The following is a 16,795-nucleotide window of genomic DNA, read 5'->3' as shown; positions in this document are numbered from 1 at the left end:
CTGATGATTTCAAGTGAACGCGCTATTGGGAGGGTCCCCCATTGAAACGATTGACATATCTGCTTCGCAGACTGCAATGGGCGCTGCTTTCGATCCTGTTTGTGATCACGCTCAACTTCTTCTTATTCCGCGTCCTGCCCGGCGACCCGGCGCGAGCCGGAATCCGCGATCCGCGGCTGACGGCGCAGGCCCAACAGGCCATTCGTGAGCGCTTTGGGCTGGATAAGCCGGTGATCAACTGCTTTGAGACGCTGAACCCGCTGAAGCTGGGGAAATGCGGGGTGAACCCGCTGGAGACCCAGTTTTTCATCTATGTGGGTAATTTGCTGCGAGGAGAGCTGGGAACCAGCTACCACACCAATCGGCCGGTGTCTTCAATGTTGGGGGAGGCATTGCTGAACACGGTGCTGCTGGTGGGGGCGGCGCAGGTGTTTTCCATTGTGTTTGGCATCATTTTGGGGCTGGTGGCGGCCTGGAAGTCGCACACGGCGGTGGACTTTACGGCGCTGACCGCCAGTCTGGTGGCGTGGAGTTTGCCGACCTTCTGGCTGGGGATTGTGCTGCTTTTTGCGGGCAGCACCTGGCTTGGCTTGCCGGTGGTGGGCAAGCTGACCCCAGGGATGGCCTACCCCCATTGGGGGGCGAAAGCGGCGGATTTGGGGCGGCACTTGATCTTGCCCACGCTGACCTTCACCATTGTGGTGCTGGGGGAATATATGCTGGTGATGCGCAGCACGGTGCTGGATGTGCTTTCGGAGGATTACATTCTGACGGCCAAGGCCAAGGGGCTGAGCACCTTTCAAATTCTCAAAGATCACGCCCTGCGCAACGCGCTGCTGCCGATGGTGACAATTGTGGCGCTGAATTTGGGCTTCACGGTGGCGGGGGCCATTCAAATTGAGACGGTGTTTTCCTGGCCAGGGCTGGGGCTGGCCATTTTTGACGCGGTGGGGCGGCGCGACTACCCCATGCTGCAAGGGGCCTTCCTGCTGATCGCGGTGAGCGTGATCACGGCTAATCTCATCGCGGATCTGCTGTATTCGTACCTCGATCCGCGCATTCAGGCAGGTCAATCATGAGCGCCGTCACCACCACTTCTTTCGGGACGATCTGGCGCAGCGCGCGGCGCAATTGGATGGCGCTGGCGGGGCTGAGCATGCTGGCGGCGGCGGTGATTGTGGCCGTCTTTGCGCCGCTGATCGCGCCCTATGACCCCAAGGCGGACCTCAAGGTGAGCATTGACGACATTTACGCGCCGCCCAGCGCAGCGCATTGGCTGGGGACGGATGACGCCGGGCGGGATGTGCTTTCCAATTTCATCTATGGGGCGCGCGTTTCGCTGATTGTGGGCTTTTTTGCCTCTTTCATTTCGGTGTTCATCGGGGGGACGATCGGCATCACCGCGGGGTATTTTGGCGGGCGGGTGGAAAACATCCTGATGCGCATCACCGACATTATGCTGGTGATCCCCGATCTGCCGCTGGCGGTGGTGCTGGTGGCGCTGACCAAGCCCAGCCTGATGAACATCATTTTGGTGATCGGCCTGCTGGGTTGGACGGGGACGGCCCGGCTGGTGCGCAGTCAGACGCTGTCGGTGAAGGAGCGCAAATTTGTGCTGCGCGCCAAGGCCATCGGATGCGGGCATTTTCACATTTTGCGGCGGCACATCTTTCCCCTGGTGCTGCCGCTGCTGGTGGCCAACACGGTGCTGGTGATCTCGCTGGCCATTTTGGAGGAAAGCACACTGAGCTTCTTGGGACTGGCCGACCCTACCACGCTGAGCTGGGGGCAAATGCTGAATTTCGCCTTCACCCGCGGTGGGGTCAGCGCGGGGGCCTGGTGGGCGCTGATTATGCCCGGTTTGGGGATTGTTTGGGTGGTGTTGGGCTGTACCCTCTTGGGGCAGGGGCTGGAGCAGGTGCTGAACCCGCGCCTGGAATGGCACCATTTGTCTGTGGGGCCGAAGATGGTGGCCCGCGGGGCAAAGGAGGAGCGGCCATGAAACCTGTGACCGGCCAAAAAACGCTGCTCAGCGTGCGCCATTTGAGCGTGGGGTATGAAAGCGAAGGGAAACTGCTGCCTGCGGTGGAGGATGTGCATTTTGATCTGCGCGAAGGTGAAGTGCTGGGCCTGGTGGGGGAGAGCGGCTGCGGCAAGACCACTCTGATGCTCAGCCTGCTGCGGCTGCTGCCGGTGGCGGGGCGTATTACCCGCGGGGAAGTGCGCTTTGGCGGGCAGGATTTGCTGGATTTGAGCGAGACGGAGATGAGCCAGGTGCGCTGGCGCGATATCGCCATGATTTTCCAGGGGGCGATGAACGCGCTGAACCCGGTGCTGCCGGTGGAACAGCAGATCAGCGAGGCCATCCGCCGTCACGACGCCAGCGTCAGCGCGGCGCAGGCTACCCGGCGGGTGGAAGAGCTGCTGGAAATGGTGGGCATTACCGCCAACCGCAAAGATCAGTACCCCTTCCAATTTTCAGGCGGGATGCGCCAGCGGGTGATGATTGCCATGGCCCTGGCCTGCCGCCCGCAGGTTTTAATTGCGGATGAACCCACCACGGCGCTGGATGTAATGATTCAGGCCCAGATTCTGGAACTGCTGCTGGAACTGCGCGAGCGGCTGGGGCTGGCGGTGATTCTGGTGACGCACGACCTGGGCGTGGTGGCAGAAATTTGCGACACGGTTTTGGTGATGTATGGGGGCATGACGGCGGAATATTCTGATGTGGATCGCGTGTATAACCACGCTGTTCACCCATATACGCAGAATCTGCTGAAAGCCTTCCCCGACCTGAGCCAGCCCAATGCGCGGCTGATTTCCATTCCAGGTTACCCGCCGCGCCTGGACGCTCTACCCTCCGGCTGCCGCTTTTCGCCGCGCTGCCCGGCGGCTTTTGAGCGCTGCCATCAGGAAACGCCGGGGCTGTATACGGTTGAAGAGGGACATACGGCGCGCTGTTTTTTAGTGGAGGGCAAGGTATGAGCGAGACGGCTGCGGTTTTGGAACTGCGCAATTTACGTAAACTTTTCCCCGCTGGGCGGAGCGGCATTTGGGCGCGCACCAGTGAATTTGTGCATGCGCTGGATGGGGTGGATTTGCGCCTGGAAAAAGGCGAAATCCTGGCTCTGGCGGGGGAAAGCGGCTGCGGAAAATCTACCCTGGCGCTGACCCTGATGGGCCTGGAAAAACCCACCCAGGGGACGATCTGGTTCGAAGGTGAGGATGTCACCCGCCAGAGCCGCGCCGGACGGCAGCGTCTGTGCCGCCAGATTCAGATGGTGTTTCAGGACCCGTATGAATCCTTGAACCCGCTGATGACCATCGGCGAAATCGTGGCGGAGCCGCTGGATGTGCACCGGTTGGCGCAGAACCGCGAAGAGCGCCGGGGGCGGGTGGAAAAAGCTCTGGAAGAGGCTGGGCTGAAGCCCGCCCACATCTTTATGAACCGCCTGCCGCATGAGCTTTCCGGCGGGCAGCGGCAGCGCGTGGTGATTGCGGCGGCTTTGGTGTTGGAGCCGGAAGTGCTGCTGGCGGATGAGCCGGTGTCCATGCTGGATGTGAGCATCCGCGCGGAGATATTGAATCTGTTGGCCGAGCTGCGCGAGCGGCGCGGCATCAGCGTGCTGCTGATCACCCACGACCTGGCCACTTCGGCCTACCTGGCAGACCGGGTGGCGGTGATGTATTTGGGGCGCATTGTGGAACTGGGGGAGACGCAGGCGGTGCTGGAAAGCCCGGCGCACCCCTATACCCAGGCGCTGCTGTCGGTGATTCCGGTGCCGAATCCGCGCAAGCGGCGCGAGCGGATCATTCTGCAAGGGCAGCCGCCTAACCCGGTGCATGTGCCCGCGGGCTGCCGTTTTCATCCGCGCTGTCCCAAGGTGATGGAGCGCTGCCGGGTGGAAGATCCGGTTTTGGCGGCTGTGGGGGCGGGCAGCCACCAGGCAGCCTGCTGGCTGGTTTCGGGGGGCGGTTCGGATGAGTGAAAGGAAGGATGTATGAAAAACGATCGTCCGCAGGTGAATGTGACGGATGAGCGCAGCGGCTGGCCGTCTTTGCCGCGGCCAGATTTGAAGCCGCCGCCGGGGTGGAGCCTGGGATTGGTGCACAGCGTTAACCGGATTTACAATCACAGCCTGTCGCCAGATGGGAAGACCGTTGCCTTCCTATGGGATCGGGACGGCTTTACCGAAGTGTACAGCATGCCTGCTGCTGGGGGGTGGCCGCAGCGGGTCAGCGTGGGACGGCCAGCCTATCAGTATTGGTGGGAAGAGACCCCGCGCTGGTCGCCGGACAGCCAATATCTGGCTTTCACCGTAGACGGCGTGGTGCAGGTGGCGGCGCGCGGAGCTTTGGCCAAACCGGTGAGCGATTTCACTGCACGGGCCGGCTCGCCCGTGTGGATGCCGGACAGCTTTGGCCTGCTGATGAGCGTGGAGCGAGACGAAATGACCCAGATTGTACTGGGCGACCGGCAGGGGGGCTGGCCGCGGCTGGCGGCCAGCGGCGCAGGGGATTATCTGGAGGTGCGGCCTTCGCCCGACGGAAAATGGGCGGCGGCGGTGTTTGCACCCCTGGCCGATCTAAACCGCTGGGAGCTACGCCTGGTGAATTTGGGGGGCGGGCATGAGCGGCGCATTGAAGGCCAGCCCGGTACGCGCGACGCCTCACCGCGCTGGTCGCCGGATGGGGGGCGAATTGCCTTTTTATCCAACCGCAGCGGGTTTTATGAGGTTTGGACAGCGGATAGCGCGGGCGGCCCGGCGACGTGCCTGACCCAGGCGGGCAAGGACCTGGCGGATCTGGCCTGGTCGCCGGATGGGCGCTGGCTGGCGGTGACGGTGAACGATAATGGGGCGTTTCACCTGGGGCTGGTGGATGCGGTCAGCGGCGGGCTGCACCTGCTGCGCGAACGGCTGGGCTGCCACCTGCACCCGCAGTGGGGCCCGAAGGGCGATTTTTTGACCTTTGAATACACGGATCCGCTCACCCCGCCGGATATTTACCGTATGACCCTGCGAGCGGGGGCCGAGGGACGCTTGGAGGCCGGGACCGTGCGGGCGCTGACCGTTTCGCTGCCGGAGGCGATGGAGGGGCTGAAACGGGTGATGCCGGAGGCGGTGAGTTACCCCAGTTTTGACGGGCTGCGCATCCCGGCCCTTTTGTTCCGCCCGGAAAAACCTAACGGCGCAGCCATTTTGCACCCGCACGGCGGGCCGCGAGACCAATACGTGTATGATTGGGACCCCTTTGTGCAGTATCTGGTGGCCAAAGGTTACACCTATCTGGCGATCAACTACCGCGGCGGCAGCGGCTATGGGCGCGAATTTGAGCTGCTCAATCAGGACAGTTGGGGCATCGGCGACACCCAGGACTGCCTGTATGGAGCGCGATACCTGAGCGGGTTGACTGGGGTGGACGCGGAGCGCATCGGCATCATGGGGGGCAGCTACGGCGGCTATATGACCGTGTGCAGTCTGTCGCGCGACCCAGAGCACCGCTTCGCCTGCGGAGTGTGTCTGTACGGCGACGCGGACATTTTTAGCTCGTGGGCGTTGTGTGAACGCGGCACGCGCCTGTATACCGAGATGCAGTTGGGCCATCCGGCGCTGAACCGGGAGGTGTACCGCGCTGGCTCACCCATTTTGCAGGTGAACCAGGTGCAGAAGCCGGTGCTGATTCTGCACGGGCTGGAGGATGAGGTTGTGCCCCCGCAGGCTTCACAGGAGTGGGTAGAGGCGCTGCGGGCGGCGGGCAAGACCTTTGAATACAAAACTTACGCGGGAGAATCCCACGGGTTTCTCAAGTGGGAGGTGCTGATGGATGTGGGGCAGCGCATTGAACGCTTTTTAGATTGGTGGCTGATGCCAAAACCCTGAAGGTGAGGTGGGCGGATGAAGATGCGGATCGACAGCAGCAGCCTGGGGCGCGCGGTGCGGGTGGAAATTGACCGCCCGAAAGGTTCACACCACCCGCAGCACGGTTTTCTGTACCCGGTGAATTACGGTTATGTGCCGGGAACGCTGGCCCCGGATGGGGATGCGCTGGACGCTTATGTGCTGGGGGTGGAAGAACCCCTGGAGCACTTTGAGGGCGTGTGTGTGGGGGTAATTCACCGCCTGGACGATGTGGAAGACAAGCTGGTGGTGACGCCCGCGGCGGCGCGGCTGACGGCGGAAGAAATTTTGCAGGCGGTGGATTTTCAGGAGCGCTACTTTGAATCCATGCTGACCCTGTTCTTCCCCTACGAACGCCTGACCTGGCCGGAGGCGGCGGATCTGGCGCGGGATACGCCGCTGGTGCTGCCTTTGGGGGGCGGGTATCCGCTGGAGCGGCTGGCCGAGGCGCTGGGCTACCCTGCGCGGGTGGGGCTGCTGCCGATTTTTCCCTACGGCTGGCGCGGCAGCGGGCTGGAACTGCCAGCGGCGGTTTTGGGGGAGGTGGTGCGCAACCTGGTGGGCAGTTTGCGTGAGGACGGCTTTACTCGCGCCTATGCTCTGCTTCCGGCGGGCTGCGGCGTGGATGTGGGCGAGTACGGCTTGTACCTGAAAACGCCGCGCGAACCCGCCCGCCCGCTGCCGGAGGATGCGCAGCGCGGCAAGGTGATTTTGATCCCCTTCGGACACACCGAGCAGCACGGTTATCACCTGCCGCTGGACGTGGACACGCGTTTGATTGAAGCCGTGGCCGAACGCACGGCAGCGGCTGTGCCGGAGCTGGCAGCCTGCCTGCCTGTGGTGCCGTATGGGGTCAGCACGCACCGCAGCAGCTTCGCGGGTACACTGAACTGCGGCGGGCGCGCCTTTGAAGATTTCTGCATTGCGGCGGCGGATGTGCTGAACGCACGCGGGTTTGAGACTCTGTATTTCCTCAGCGGGCACGGCGGCAGCTGTTCTTACCTGGTGAACGCAGTCAAGGCGGTGGGCGAACGCCACCCCAATGGGTTTGCCGCCACGGCCTGGCTGTATTTATCCGGTCCGCAGGGCATTGCTGAGCTGGAACGCCATCGCCAGTCGCGGCCGGGGGGCATGGGGCATGCCTGTGAGTTGGAAACCTCGCTGTACCTGTATTTGAACCCGACGGATGTGCACATGGAACGGGTGGTGGATGAGGTAGATTTTATTGAAACCGAATCGTACCGGATGGACTGGGTGGAGGGCGGCGCGCTGATCGCCAATCCACCCTGGGAGGATGACACCGCCACGGGCGCTTATGGGGCCGGCAGTTTGGGCACCGCCGAGAAAGGGCGGCTGTGGTTGGAGGCTGCCGCGGCCGAAAAGGTGCAGCATGTGTGTGAAATTTTAGAGCAACACCGGCGCAGGACAGAAAAGCGCAGGAGAAAACCATGATCCGCAAAGAATTAAAAAAACCAATGCGACAACTGGAAATGCTGGTCTTAAAAGGCTCCCATTTTGAAATCGGGCGGCAGATGGGGGAGGCCCGGCGGGAACAGGTGGCCCACAGCATTGAAAATGCTCATCACCTGCTGCAAGAAGCCTACGATCAGCTGCAGCTCTCTTGGACAGGGGCGATCAACCAATCGCGCAAATATTTGCCCTTTGCAGAAGAACGCTTCCGGCAGTATGTGGACGAAATGCGCGGGATTGCAGAAGGGGCCAATGTGTCTTTTGACGATATCGTGGTGCTGAACGCGATGGAGGCGGTGACGGTTGACGCGCTGCATTTAACCAAATGCACCAGTCTGGCCGTGAATCAACGGCGCACGGCCAATGGGCATGTGTTGGTGGCTCATAATGAAGACTGGGTTCCTGAAGACGAAGATGATTTGGCAATTATCCATGTGACCACGGATGATGAGCCGCCGATGCTGGCCATGACCTATGGGGGGCTGCTGCCGAATATTGGTTTTAACGCTTATGGGATCGCACAGTGCTGTGATTCGGTCTATCCCACCGATTCGCGCATCGGCATCCCCAGAATTGTGGCTTCGCGGGCGGTACTGGCGGCACAAACCCCCGGTGAAGCCATCCGCCGCACGCTGGTTCCGCACCGCGCTGCGGGGTATAATCACCTGCTGGCGGATGCGAACGGAGAACTGTACAGCGTGGAAGTTTCGGCAAGAAAATTCGCCCTGTTGTACGGCGAAGATGGGTCGATGGTGCATACCAACCATTTTTTGACCTGGGAAATGCAGCAGGTGGAGAGCGAACCGGACGAACTGGTGGCCACGCGGGTGCGTTATCACCGCGCATGGCGGCTGCTGCACGAAACGGAACAGCACACGCTGGAGACGCTGAAAGCCATCCAGCGCGATCATGTGAATTATCCGGATTCAATCTGTAATCATGATGATACAGCGTTGGACCCTTTAGACCGTGAAAAAACGATCACGGCCTTGATTATGGATCTGACGGAATTGAAGATGTACGCTACCTGGGGCAACCCGTGTGAGAATGAATACCAGGAATTTTCTCTGAACGCCTGAAACTGACGTTTGGAGGACCAATTATCCATGAAAGAAGGGCACAGATGGTTGCTGATATTGAGATTGTTTTGCGCTTACTGGCAGCAGCAGGGTTGGGGGCGTTGGTGGGGTTTGAACGCGAGCGGCAAAACCAGCCGGCGGGGCTGCGCACCCATATTGTGGTGGTGATGGGCGCTTCGCTGGCGATGAGTCTTTCGATCAACCTGGCTATGCAGTTTCGTGAATTTGCGCCCAACGGCGACCCGGCACGGCTGGCAGCGCAGGTGATTTCGGGTATCGGCTTTTTGGGAGCGGGGGCCATTCTGCGTTTTGGAGCCTCGGTGAAAGGGCTGACCACGGCGGCGTCGCTGTGGACCATGGCGATTGTGGGCCTGGTGGTGGGCGCGGGGTATTATATCCCAGCGCTGGGAGCCACGGTGACTCTTTTGGTGGTGCTCTCCCTGTTAAACGTGTTTGAGACGCGTTTCGTGCGCCCGCGGTTGGTGGTGGCGCTGACCCTGACGGTGGATTACCGCCCGGGGATTGAGCAGGAAATTCGGGCGATCTTAACGCACTTTGCAACCGGCAACGAGCCGTTCACCATCAGCAAGCATGTGCGCACCAAACGCATAAAGATCGAAACTGTGTTCAAGCTGAAAGACGGCAAACAGTTGGATGAGGTGGCGGAAGAACTTTCGAATGTCAGCGGGGTGCGGGTGATTAAGACCGCGCCTTAGAGGGACAAACAGCCCCCGCCCGCGGCGCGGAAGCAGTGCACCTCATCGCCGTCGCGCAGAGGGGTTGATAGATCGCGTTGGACGCGCCCATTAACGGCGCAGGTGACATGGCGGTCTAAGTTCAGCTGGGCCAAAACATCGCGGAGAGCTGCGCCTTCGGGAAGGGTCAGCACAGCCCGACCGCGCGCCTGGGGGGGCAGCTTTTCACGTAAGACGGCATGAAGAACGACCTGAATTTGCATGGCGCACCGTAATTGTGATTAAAATATAGCATCAAAATTCACCGCGGGCGTGCGAAAACACGCCTGCGCTTTTATCGGCAGGAGCGAAAGGGCGGCGGAAGGCATGGAGAAAGCGGCTGAAGAAGAAAAACCGCGCAAGCGCAGCCTGGGGGCGCGGCTGGGCTGGACGCGCGCCAGCTATGCCCTGTTGAGCGTGTTTATGGTGCTCATTTTCTTGATAGGGTATGTGTGGTGGCCGCTGCTGCAGGCCTATCTGGACACCTACAATCCCGATTATCCGTTTTGGGTGCAGTTCGACTGGCTGCTGCTGGGGATTTTCCTGGCGATGACGTTGCTGATCATGGCCAACGCGCATTTGGGCAAGGATTTCCCTATCTTTGCCATTGGGTTGGCGGGCGGGTTGGTGATTGAAAGCTGGGGGACGCAGACCAGCCTGTGGACGTATTACACGGCGGAGCGTCCGCCGCTGTGGATTATCCCGGCCTGGCCGATCGCCAGCCTGTCTATTGACCGGCTGTACCGCCTGCTGGCGCGCTGGACGAAGAATTGGCCGGAGGGTGTGTTCCGCTGGGGCTATTGGGCGGTGTTTGGCATTTTCCTGGGGCTGATGGTGATCTTTGTAGCGCCCACCCTAAATCGTTCGCTGACGGTGATGGCCCTGGTGCTGTGCGTGTTCCTGATCCTCACGCCGGTAGACCGGCGCGCGATGGTGCTGGTGTTCGCGGCGGGGGCGGGCTTGGGTTACTTTTTGGAGCGCTGGGGCACCACGCGCGAATGCTGGACGTATTACACCCGGCAAACCCCGCCGTTTTTCGCCGTCTTGGCGCACGGGATGGCGGCGGTGGCGTTTTGGCGGGTGCTGCGGTTGTATGAACTCTTTTGGCCGCGGGTGAAGGCCCTGCTGGGGCGGCGCGCCCCAGAGCGAGAAACGGCCTAATCCCCGGCGGGGAAATAGACGCGCGGGATGCGCGGGTGGATCAGGCACACGCCGGAATAGCTGGAACGCCAACGGTTGCGCAGCTCTTCCACGGTGATTTGCTCCGAACCTTGCCGGCCCAGCAGCACGACCTCATCCCCGGCGGCTGCGGGGGCGGGCAGGGAGACCATGGAGAGATCCATACAGTTGAGGCCCACCACGCGGGCGCGCCGACCGCCGACCAACACCTGATTATCCTCCGAACGGCGGTAGCCGTCGCCGTGGCCCACGGGCAGCACGCCGATGCGTTCGCCTTCAGAACACCGGTAGCGCGCGCCGTAAGAGACCGTCCAACCGGCTGGCATGGTTTTGACCGACAGCAGGCGGGCTTTCCAGGTCATGGCGGGGCGCAGGGAGGCGATCCACGGGGCAGGGAGTTCCTGGGTGATACCGTAGAGGATGCCGCCCGCGCGCACCAGATTGAAGCGAGCTTCGGGAACCAGGGCGATGGCAGCGGAGTTGGAGAGGTGAATCCAGGTGGGGTTGGCCCCTGCGGCGCGCACGGCGGCCACAGCGGCCTCGAAGCGGCTGATTTGCAGGTTGGTGAGGGCGGGGTCATCCCCGGCGCTGGCCAGATGGCTGAACACGCCGTCCAAACGCACCCAGGGCGACCCCTGGGCAAGGGCGGCAAATGCCCCGGCCTCGTGGGGAAAAACGCCCAGGCGGCCCATACCCGTATCCACCTTCAGGTGGACGAGGGCGGGGGTTTGCAGGGCGGCGGCGCGCTGCTGGGCGGCCTGGAGCAGTTCCAGGCTGCCGACGGCGATGGTGACCTGGGCGGCGATGGCGGCGTCTAACTGTTCCGGGATGAGGCTGCCCACCAGCAGAATGGGGGCCTGGATTCCGGCGCGGCGCAGAACCAGGGCCTCTTCTACACGCACCACGCCCAGCCACAGGCCGCCGGACTTGAGGAAGGTTTCCGCCACGGGCACCGCCCCGTGACCGTAGCCGTCACTTTTGATCACGGCCATCAGAGGAACCCCGGCCGCCTGAGCGATGACGCGGGTGTTGTGGGCCACGGCGGACAGGTCAATTTCGAGCCAGGATGTGGGGGGAGGGTTTGGAATCATGGGAGCGCACCGGGGTTCAAGCGGGGATGGGTTTATTGTATCGCAAATGATGGGAAGGGCGGCCGATTTTGCATCCGCAGGCCGGCGGGGTATAATCAAGCCTGTGAAGCAGGTATTCTTTTTTTGGGAGGCAAGCGCAAATGACCCATACGCACGGTTTTGAGCTGCTGCGAGAAGAAGCGATTGAAGAATTGAACGCCGTGGGGCGATTTTACCGTCATATTAAAACGGGCGCGGAAGTGCTGACGATTCAAAACGATGACGAGAACAAGGTGTTTGGCATCACCTTTCGCACGCCGCCGCCGGATTCGAGCGGGGTAGCGCACATCATGGAACATTCGGTGCTGTGCGGTTCGCGCAAGTACGCGGTGCGGGAGCCGTTTGTGGAATTGATGAAAGGCTCGCTGAACACCTTTCTGAACGCCATGACCTACCCCGACAAAACCACCTATCCGGTGGCCAGCGCCAATTTGCAGGATTTTTACAATCTGGTGGATGTGTATCTGGACGCGGTGCTCTTCCCAAACTTAACTCCGTCCACGCTGATGCAGGAGGGCTGGCATTATGAGGTGGAAGAGGACGGCACGCTGAGCTATAAGGGGGTGGTGTTCAACGAGATGAAGGGGGCCTATTCGTCCCCGGATGGGGTGTTGGACGAGGTCAGCCAGCATGCGGTTTTTCCGGAGGCTATTTACGGCTTCGACAGCGGCGGCGACCCGACGGCCATCCCTGGGCTGACCTGGGAACAGTTTGAGGGCTTTCACCGGCGCTTTTACCACCCATCCAACGCGCGCATTTTCTTTTACGGCGACGACCCCGAAGAGCGCCGTCTGGAAAAACTAGCTGAGTTTTTGAACGAGTTTGATTGGCAGGCTGTGGACAGCCAGATTGCCCCGCAGACGCGCTTTGCACAGCCCCGACGGCTGGTGCAGGGCTATGAGGCTGCCGAGGATGAAAACAAACGCATGCTGACGGTGAACTGGATGCTGCCGGAGGCGCTGAAAACGCCGCAGGGCATGGTGGATTTGGCCGTGTTGGAGCGGGCGCTGACCGGCACCCCCGCCGACCCGCTCTACCGCGCTTTGATCGAATCGGGCTTAGGCGAAGATTTGACCGGCCGCGGGCTGGACATGGGCCTGCGCCAGCCGTTTTATTCGGTAGGGCTGAAAGGGGTCAGCGCCGAAAATGTGGATGCAGTGGAGACGTTGATTTTGGATACGCTGCGCCGGTTGGCAGAAGAGGGTTTTGATGCTGATACCGTGGGTGCGGCCTTGAACAGCGTGGAATTTGCGCTGCGTGAAAACAACACCGGCTCCTATCCGCGCGGATTGGCGGTGATGCTGCGCGCGATGGATCTGTGGCTGTATGGGGAAGACCCCTTTGGGGCGCTGCGGCTGGAAGCTCCGCTGGCAGCCCTCAAGGCGCGGCTGGCGCAGGGGGAGCGTGTGCTGGAAGGCCTGACGCGGGAATTGTTCGTGGATAACCCCCACCGCGTGACGGTGATTTTGGAACCGGACGCCCATCTGGCAGATCGCCGCGCGCAGGATGAACGCGCGCGGTTGGACCGGGCGGCGGCGGGCATGGACGCGGATGCGCTGGCGGCGGTTGCGGCCGCGGCGGAGGAATTGCAGCGCCGTCAGGAGACCCCCGACAGCCCCGAGGCGCTGGCGGCCATCCCCACCCTGAAATTGAGCGACCTGGAGCCGCTGGCCAAGAAGATCCCCGGCGAGCTGAGCGCGGTGGGCGAGGGGCAGCTGCTGTACCACGACCTGTTCACCAACGGCATTTTGTATTTTGACGTGGGTTTTGATCTGCACCAGCTGCCGCAGGAATGGCTGCCGTTTGTGCCGCTGTTTGGGCGGGCGCTGACCGAGATGGGTACCCAACGCGAGAGCTATGTGCAGCTCTTGCAGCGCATTGGACGCAGCACCGGCGGCGTGCACACCCAGGTGCTGCTTTCGGCGCGGCCTGGGGGCGGCCCGGCGGCAGCCTGGCTGTTCCTGCGCGGCAAGGTGATGGCCGAACGCAGCGCCGAGCTGCTGGATATTTTGCGGGATGTGCTCACCGAGGTCAATTTTGACAACCGCGAGCGTTTCCGTCAGATGGTGCTGGAGGCGCGGGCTTCGCTGGAGGGGCGGCTGGCGGATGTGGGCCACCGCGTGGTGAATTCCCGCCTGCGGGCGCGTTTTGATGAAGCGGGCTGGGTTTCAGAGACGATAGGGGGCGTGAGCTGGCTGTTCTTCCTGCGCGAGCTGACCGAACGGCTGGAGCGCGACTGGACGGGCGTGTTGGCGGTGTTGGAAGGCATGCGCGAACGGCTGCTGCACGGGCGGGGCATGATGAGCAACGTGACCCTGGAAGCGGCGCGCTGGGGCGGGCTGCGCCCGGCGGTGGAAGATTTCCTGAATGGGCTGCCGCTGCGCGAATTACGCGCGGAAAGCTGGCAGCCGCCGGTGTATCCGGCCAACGAGGGCCTGGCCATTCCGGCTCAGGTGAACTATGTGGGTGCGGCGGCAAACCTGTTTGCGCACGGCTACACCTGGCAAGGTTCCACCCTGGCGGTGCTGCAGTACCTCAACGCCACCTGGATGTGGGAAAAGGTGCGCGTGCAGGGCGGGGCCTACGGCGGCTTTGCCTCCTTTGACCCCTATTCGGGGGTGTTCTCGCTGCTTTCCTACCGCGATCCTAATCTCAAGGCCACTTTGGATATCTACCGGCGCACGCCGGAGTTCTTGAAAAATTTGGCGTTGGACGAGGCCGAGCGGGTGAAGGCCATCATTGGGGCGGCAGGGGATTTGGACGCGTACCAACTGCCGGACGCCAAAGGCTACACCGGCCTGGTGCGGCATTTGCTGGGGGTGAGCGATGAACTGCGTCAGCGCATCCGCGACGGGCTGCTGAACAGCAGTCCGCAGGATTTCCAGGCGTTTGGCGCGCTGTTGGAACAGGCCCTGGCGGACACGCCGGTGGTGGTGATGGGGGCGGGAGACGCACTGGAGGAGGCCGGACTGCCTGTTTTGCGTGTGCTCTAGGGTAGGCCGGGAAAGCGAGGAGACATGGCAACCAAGATACCGCGGGCAGCCTATGCGTTTTTGAACGGATCGGCGACCTGGGCCTGCCGTTTTCCAGAGGACTGCGGCGTGGAAGGCGTGGAGGTGCTTGCAGAGGGCGCGGTGTTTGACACGCCCTACGGCAAGACCGTGCCGCTGAAAGTGGTGCGGTTGGGCGGTGAGAAGCCCAAGGACGCCCTGGTGATCCCCATGCACGGCTGGCACCTGAACGCGCCGCACATTACCCACCAGCAGAGCAGCGATCAGGTGTTCTGGCTGATGCGCGAAGCAGGCGTGAAGAAGATCCTCTCGGATGCGGGGGTGGGTGGCCTGAACCCGCTGCTGGAAATTGGGGATGTGATCCTGCCGGACGACTTCATTGAGGCGCGCACGCGGCGAGCGGAAACCTTTGGCGGCCAGGATATGCGCATGGGCGCGCCTTTCTGCGGCGGGCTGCGCGAGGCGCTTTTGGAAGAGGCGCGCAAGGTGTTCCCGCGGGTGATGCGGCGGGGCACCACGGTGGTGACGGAGGGGCCGCGTTTTGCCACCCGCGCCGAAGTGCACATGCTGCGCGCCTGGGGCGGGGATATCGTGGGGCAGAGCGTGACACCGGACGTGACCTATGCGCGGGCCATCGGCGCGTGCATCGCGGTGCTGAATCTGGTGGCGTACCTGGCGGAAGACTCCGGCTCGGACTGGCCGGAGGCGCAGCTGCGCGAGTTTTATAATCACAACGCGCCGCGGGTGGGGCGGGTGCTGATTGAAGCCATGCGGCGGGCCGACAGCGCTGAGCCTTGCCCCAGCTGCGGCTGGCAGAGCGGGGGCCCTGCGCGCTGGATGGACAATCGTTAGTCGAAACAGGGAAAAAAGAGCGGGGCAGCCGAGGTGATTTTTCGCACCGGCTGCCCCGTTTTTGTTCTTAGGGCGTGGGCTGCAGCACGTCAGGGATGGTGTCATCCAACTGGGAGAGCAAGTCGGGGATCTGCTCGGCGGTGAGGTTAGCCTGGAAAAGCTGCCAGGCGGCGTCCTGCAATACGAACTGGGTGCGTGCCCAATCGCCGGAGCGGGGGGCGGGGCGAGCCTGGGGGATCCATTGTGCGGCGGCGGCCCATTGGGGATGGCTGGCGGCGTAATCCTGCATCAGGTCGAGGGCGGCCTGCGAAACCGGCCAGGCGGCTGCGGTTTGGGCCAGGCGCGCCTGGTGGCGGGGCAGGCTGAGCCAGCGGATGAAGAGCCAGGCGCCCAACTGCTCTTCGGGCTTGGCCAGGCTGACGGCGTAGGAGTGGCCGGAGGCGATCACCAGCGGGTCAGCGGCGACAGCAGGGAAGGGCAGCACCGTCCAGCTGTCGTTGGGGTTCAGGCGGGTCTGAATGCGCTCCTGACGGGGCAGATCCTGCAGGGAAGCCGTGTAGAGCAGGGTACGGCGGGTGCTGAAATATTCCTGCGGTTCCGGCTGGCGGCTGTTCCAGGCGCAGGTGCGGTCAAACAGGCCGCGCAGGTAGGCGAAGGCGTCGCGGTTGGAAGCGGTGTTAAAGGAATAGGCGCGGCCGCCCATCTGGGCGGGGTCTTCACCAAAAGCGGCCAGGAAAGTGAGGATGGTATAGGGGTCGTTGTCCACAATCCAGCCGCCGGTGCCGTCATTGGCACGGTCGGCGTCGGCCAAATTGGCCTGCAGGGCGGCGCACAGCTGGAGCTCCAGCTCTTTTTCATTGGCAGGCGGAGCGGCAAAGCCCAGTTCTTCGGCCCAGGTCTGGTTGTAGACCATCAGGCGGGTGGTGCGCAGGGCGGGCAGAGCCAGTTGGCGCGTACCGTCCGCGGCGGAGTCTGCTTCCCAAAAATTGGGGAAGAAGCTGGCGCGTTCCTCGGCGGTCAGGCCCCAATTGGGATCTTGCATGTAGTCGTTGAGGTCGGCGAAGGTAGGCTGGGCGGCTTCCCAGGCGGCCAACTGCGCGCTTTCGGCGGCCAAAATTTGAGGCAGGGAGCCGTCCTGGCGGGCTTCGGCCGCGGCCTGATTCATCAGCCCTGCGCTGCCGGGGGCCTGGAGTTTGACATGCAGCCCCCAGACGTTGGTCTGGTTAAATTCATCCGTCAGGGACGCCAGGGCCGCCGCGGAATCGGCGTAAAACGGGTGCATGAAGGTGATTTGCAGCCCGCGCAGACTTTCGGCGGCGCATTTGACCCCCTGGTATTACCGCCTGACGCATACCCGCCCGCGCTTTACGCCCTATTCGCTGGAGACGGTGCAGAGCAATTCGGAAATCAGCAACCAGCGCGCCCGCCGTGAGCTGGGCT

14 protein-coding genes are annotated in these 16,795 nt (G+C 62.5%); 11 read left to right on the top strand and 3 right to left on the bottom strand.

Translation table 11 applies throughout. From position 1 onward, the window contains the following. Positions 1-41 precede the first annotated feature (41 nt). Genes ADN01_RS14155 through ADN01_RS14120 form a run of 8 tightly spaced genes read left to right on the top strand, consistent with a single transcriptional unit; the run spans position 42 to position 9,165 of the window. Positions 42-1,079 (top strand): ABC transporter permease, encoded by a 1,038-nt coding sequence (locus ADN01_RS14155; protein ID WP_062417817.1) that lies wholly within the window; start codon positions 42-44, stop codon positions 1,077-1,079. After that, positions 1,076-2,002 carry an ABC transporter permease gene (locus tag ADN01_RS14150; RefSeq protein ID WP_075071218.1) on the top strand — a complete coding sequence of 309 codons (927 nt, stop codon included), beginning with the start codon at positions 1,076-1,078 and terminating at the stop codon, positions 2,000-2,002. Before ADN01_RS14155 ends, ADN01_RS14150 begins: the two co-directional genes overlap by 4 nt. Further along, positions 1,999-2,985: an ABC transporter ATP-binding protein gene (locus tag ADN01_RS14145; protein WP_062417818.1), complete on the top strand. Its 987-nt coding sequence runs from the start codon at positions 1,999-2,001 to the stop codon at positions 2,983-2,985. Before ADN01_RS14150 ends, ADN01_RS14145 begins: the two co-directional genes overlap by 4 nt. Further along, on the top strand, positions 2,982-3,989 hold the full coding sequence (locus ADN01_RS14140) for an ABC transporter ATP-binding protein (RefSeq protein WP_062417819.1): 1,008 nt from the start codon (positions 2,982-2,984) through the stop codon (positions 3,987-3,989). Before ADN01_RS14145 ends, ADN01_RS14140 begins: the two co-directional genes overlap by 4 nt. Positions 3,990-4,001: 12 nt before the next feature. Next, positions 4,002-5,882: a S9 family peptidase gene (locus ADN01_RS14135; RefSeq protein WP_062417820.1), complete on the top strand. Its 1,881-nt coding sequence runs from the start codon at positions 4,002-4,004 to the stop codon at positions 5,880-5,882. 15 nt (positions 5,883-5,897) lie between these two features. Continuing rightward, positions 5,898-7,352, top strand: coding sequence for a creatininase family protein (locus ADN01_RS14130; protein ID WP_075071217.1), 1,455 nt, complete (start codon positions 5,898-5,900; stop codon positions 7,350-7,352). 23 nt (positions 7,353-7,375) lie between these two features. Further along, positions 7,376-8,449 carry a C45 family autoproteolytic acyltransferase/hydolase gene (locus ADN01_RS14125; RefSeq protein ID WP_160318433.1) on the top strand — a complete coding sequence of 358 codons (1,074 nt, stop codon included), beginning with the start codon at positions 7,376-7,378 and terminating at the stop codon, positions 8,447-8,449. Between the two features lie 44 nt (positions 8,450-8,493). Beyond that, the gene (locus ADN01_RS14120; RefSeq protein WP_062417822.1) at positions 8,494-9,165 is read left to right on the top strand and encodes an MgtC/SapB family protein; all 672 of its coding nucleotides are present in this window, start codon (positions 8,494-8,496) and stop codon (positions 9,163-9,165) included. On the opposite strand, the gene ADN01_RS14115 is transcribed toward ADN01_RS14120, so the two are convergent. Next, positions 9,162-9,407: a MoaD/ThiS family protein gene (locus ADN01_RS14115; RefSeq protein ID WP_062417823.1), complete on the bottom strand. Its 246-nt coding sequence runs from the start codon at positions 9,405-9,407 to the stop codon at positions 9,162-9,164. The genes ADN01_RS14120 and ADN01_RS14115 overlap by 4 nt on opposite strands. A gap of 103 nt (positions 9,408-9,510) precedes the next feature. Here ADN01_RS14115 and ADN01_RS14110 point away from each other — a divergent pair, with 103 nt between their 5' ends. After that, positions 9,511-10,344 (top strand): hypothetical protein, encoded by an 834-nt coding sequence (locus ADN01_RS14110; protein ID WP_062417824.1) that lies wholly within the window; start codon positions 9,511-9,513, stop codon positions 10,342-10,344. Here ADN01_RS14110 and alr read toward each other — a convergent pair. Continuing rightward, a complete protein-coding gene (gene alr, locus ADN01_RS14105; RefSeq protein WP_062417825.1) occupies positions 10,341-11,453 on the bottom strand; it encodes an alanine racemase in 1,113 nt (370 codons plus the stop codon). The genes ADN01_RS14110 and alr overlap by 4 nt on opposite strands. Before the next feature lie 140 nt (positions 11,454-11,593). Between alr and ADN01_RS14100 the strand changes: the two genes are divergently transcribed. Together ADN01_RS14100 and ADN01_RS14095 are read left to right on the top strand one after the other, a co-directional pair. Continuing rightward, the gene (locus ADN01_RS14100; protein ID WP_062417826.1) at positions 11,594-14,485 is read left to right on the top strand and encodes an insulinase family protein; all 2,892 of its coding nucleotides are present in this window, start codon (positions 11,594-11,596) and stop codon (positions 14,483-14,485) included. Between the two features lie 24 nt (positions 14,486-14,509). Continuing rightward, complete coding sequence (locus ADN01_RS14095) at positions 14,510-15,355, top strand: phosphorylase family protein (protein ID WP_062417827.1); 846 nt, start codon at positions 14,510-14,512, stop codon at positions 15,353-15,355. A 67-nt stretch (positions 15,356-15,422) separates the two neighbouring features. Here the strand turns inward: ADN01_RS14095 and ADN01_RS14090 are convergent, their stop codons facing one another. Then, the gene (locus ADN01_RS14090; protein WP_075071216.1) at positions 15,423-16,637 is read right to left on the bottom strand and encodes an extracellular solute-binding protein; all 1,215 of its coding nucleotides are present in this window, start codon (positions 16,635-16,637) and stop codon (positions 15,423-15,425) included. Between the last annotated feature and the right edge of the window lie 158 nt (positions 16,638-16,795).

Source organism: Levilinea saccharolytica, assembly GCF_001306035.1.
GTDB classification, from domain to species: Bacteria; Chloroflexota; Anaerolineae; order Anaerolineales; family Anaerolineaceae; genus Levilinea; species Levilinea saccharolytica.
The sequence above is the reverse complement of the archived record's forward strand: the minus strand, read 5'-3'. Positions and strand labels throughout refer to the sequence as shown.

Coding starts and splice junctions, on each gene's coding strand:
- ADN01_RS14130 (WP_075071217.1), top strand. CDS start 5,898: ATGAAGATGCGGATCGACAGCAGCAGCCTGGGGCGCGCGGTGCGGGTG.
- ADN01_RS14100 (WP_062417826.1), top strand. CDS start 11,594: ATGACCCATACGCACGGTTTTGAGCTGCTGCGAGAAGAAGCGATTGAA.
- ADN01_RS14135 (WP_062417820.1), top strand. CDS start 4,002: ATGAAAAACGATCGTCCGCAGGTGAATGTGACGGATGAGCGCAGCGGC.
- ADN01_RS14150 (WP_075071218.1), top strand. CDS start 1,076: ATGAGCGCCGTCACCACCACTTCTTTCGGGACGATCTGGCGCAGCGCG.
- ADN01_RS14115 (WP_062417823.1), bottom strand. CDS start 9,407: ATGCAAATTCAGGTCGTTCTTCATGCCGTCTTACGTGAAAAGCTGCCC.
- ADN01_RS14095 (WP_062417827.1), top strand. CDS start 14,510: ATGGCAACCAAGATACCGCGGGCAGCCTATGCGTTTTTGAACGGATCG.
- ADN01_RS14145 (WP_062417818.1), top strand. CDS start 1,999: ATGAAACCTGTGACCGGCCAAAAAACGCTGCTCAGCGTGCGCCATTTG.
- ADN01_RS14140 (WP_062417819.1), top strand. CDS start 2,982: ATGAGCGAGACGGCTGCGGTTTTGGAACTGCGCAATTTACGTAAACTT.
- ADN01_RS14120 (WP_062417822.1), top strand. CDS start 8,494: ATGGTTGCTGATATTGAGATTGTTTTGCGCTTACTGGCAGCAGCAGGG.
- ADN01_RS14125 (WP_160318433.1), top strand. CDS start 7,376: ATGCGACAACTGGAAATGCTGGTCTTAAAAGGCTCCCATTTTGAAATC.
- alr (WP_062417825.1), bottom strand. CDS start 11,453: ATGATTCCAAACCCTCCCCCCACATCCTGGCTCGAAATTGACCTGTCC.
- ADN01_RS14110 (WP_062417824.1), top strand. CDS start 9,511: ATGGAGAAAGCGGCTGAAGAAGAAAAACCGCGCAAGCGCAGCCTGGGG.
- ADN01_RS14090 (WP_075071216.1), bottom strand. CDS start 16,637: ATGCACCCGTTTTACGCCGATTCCGCGGCGGCCCTGGCGTCCCTGACG.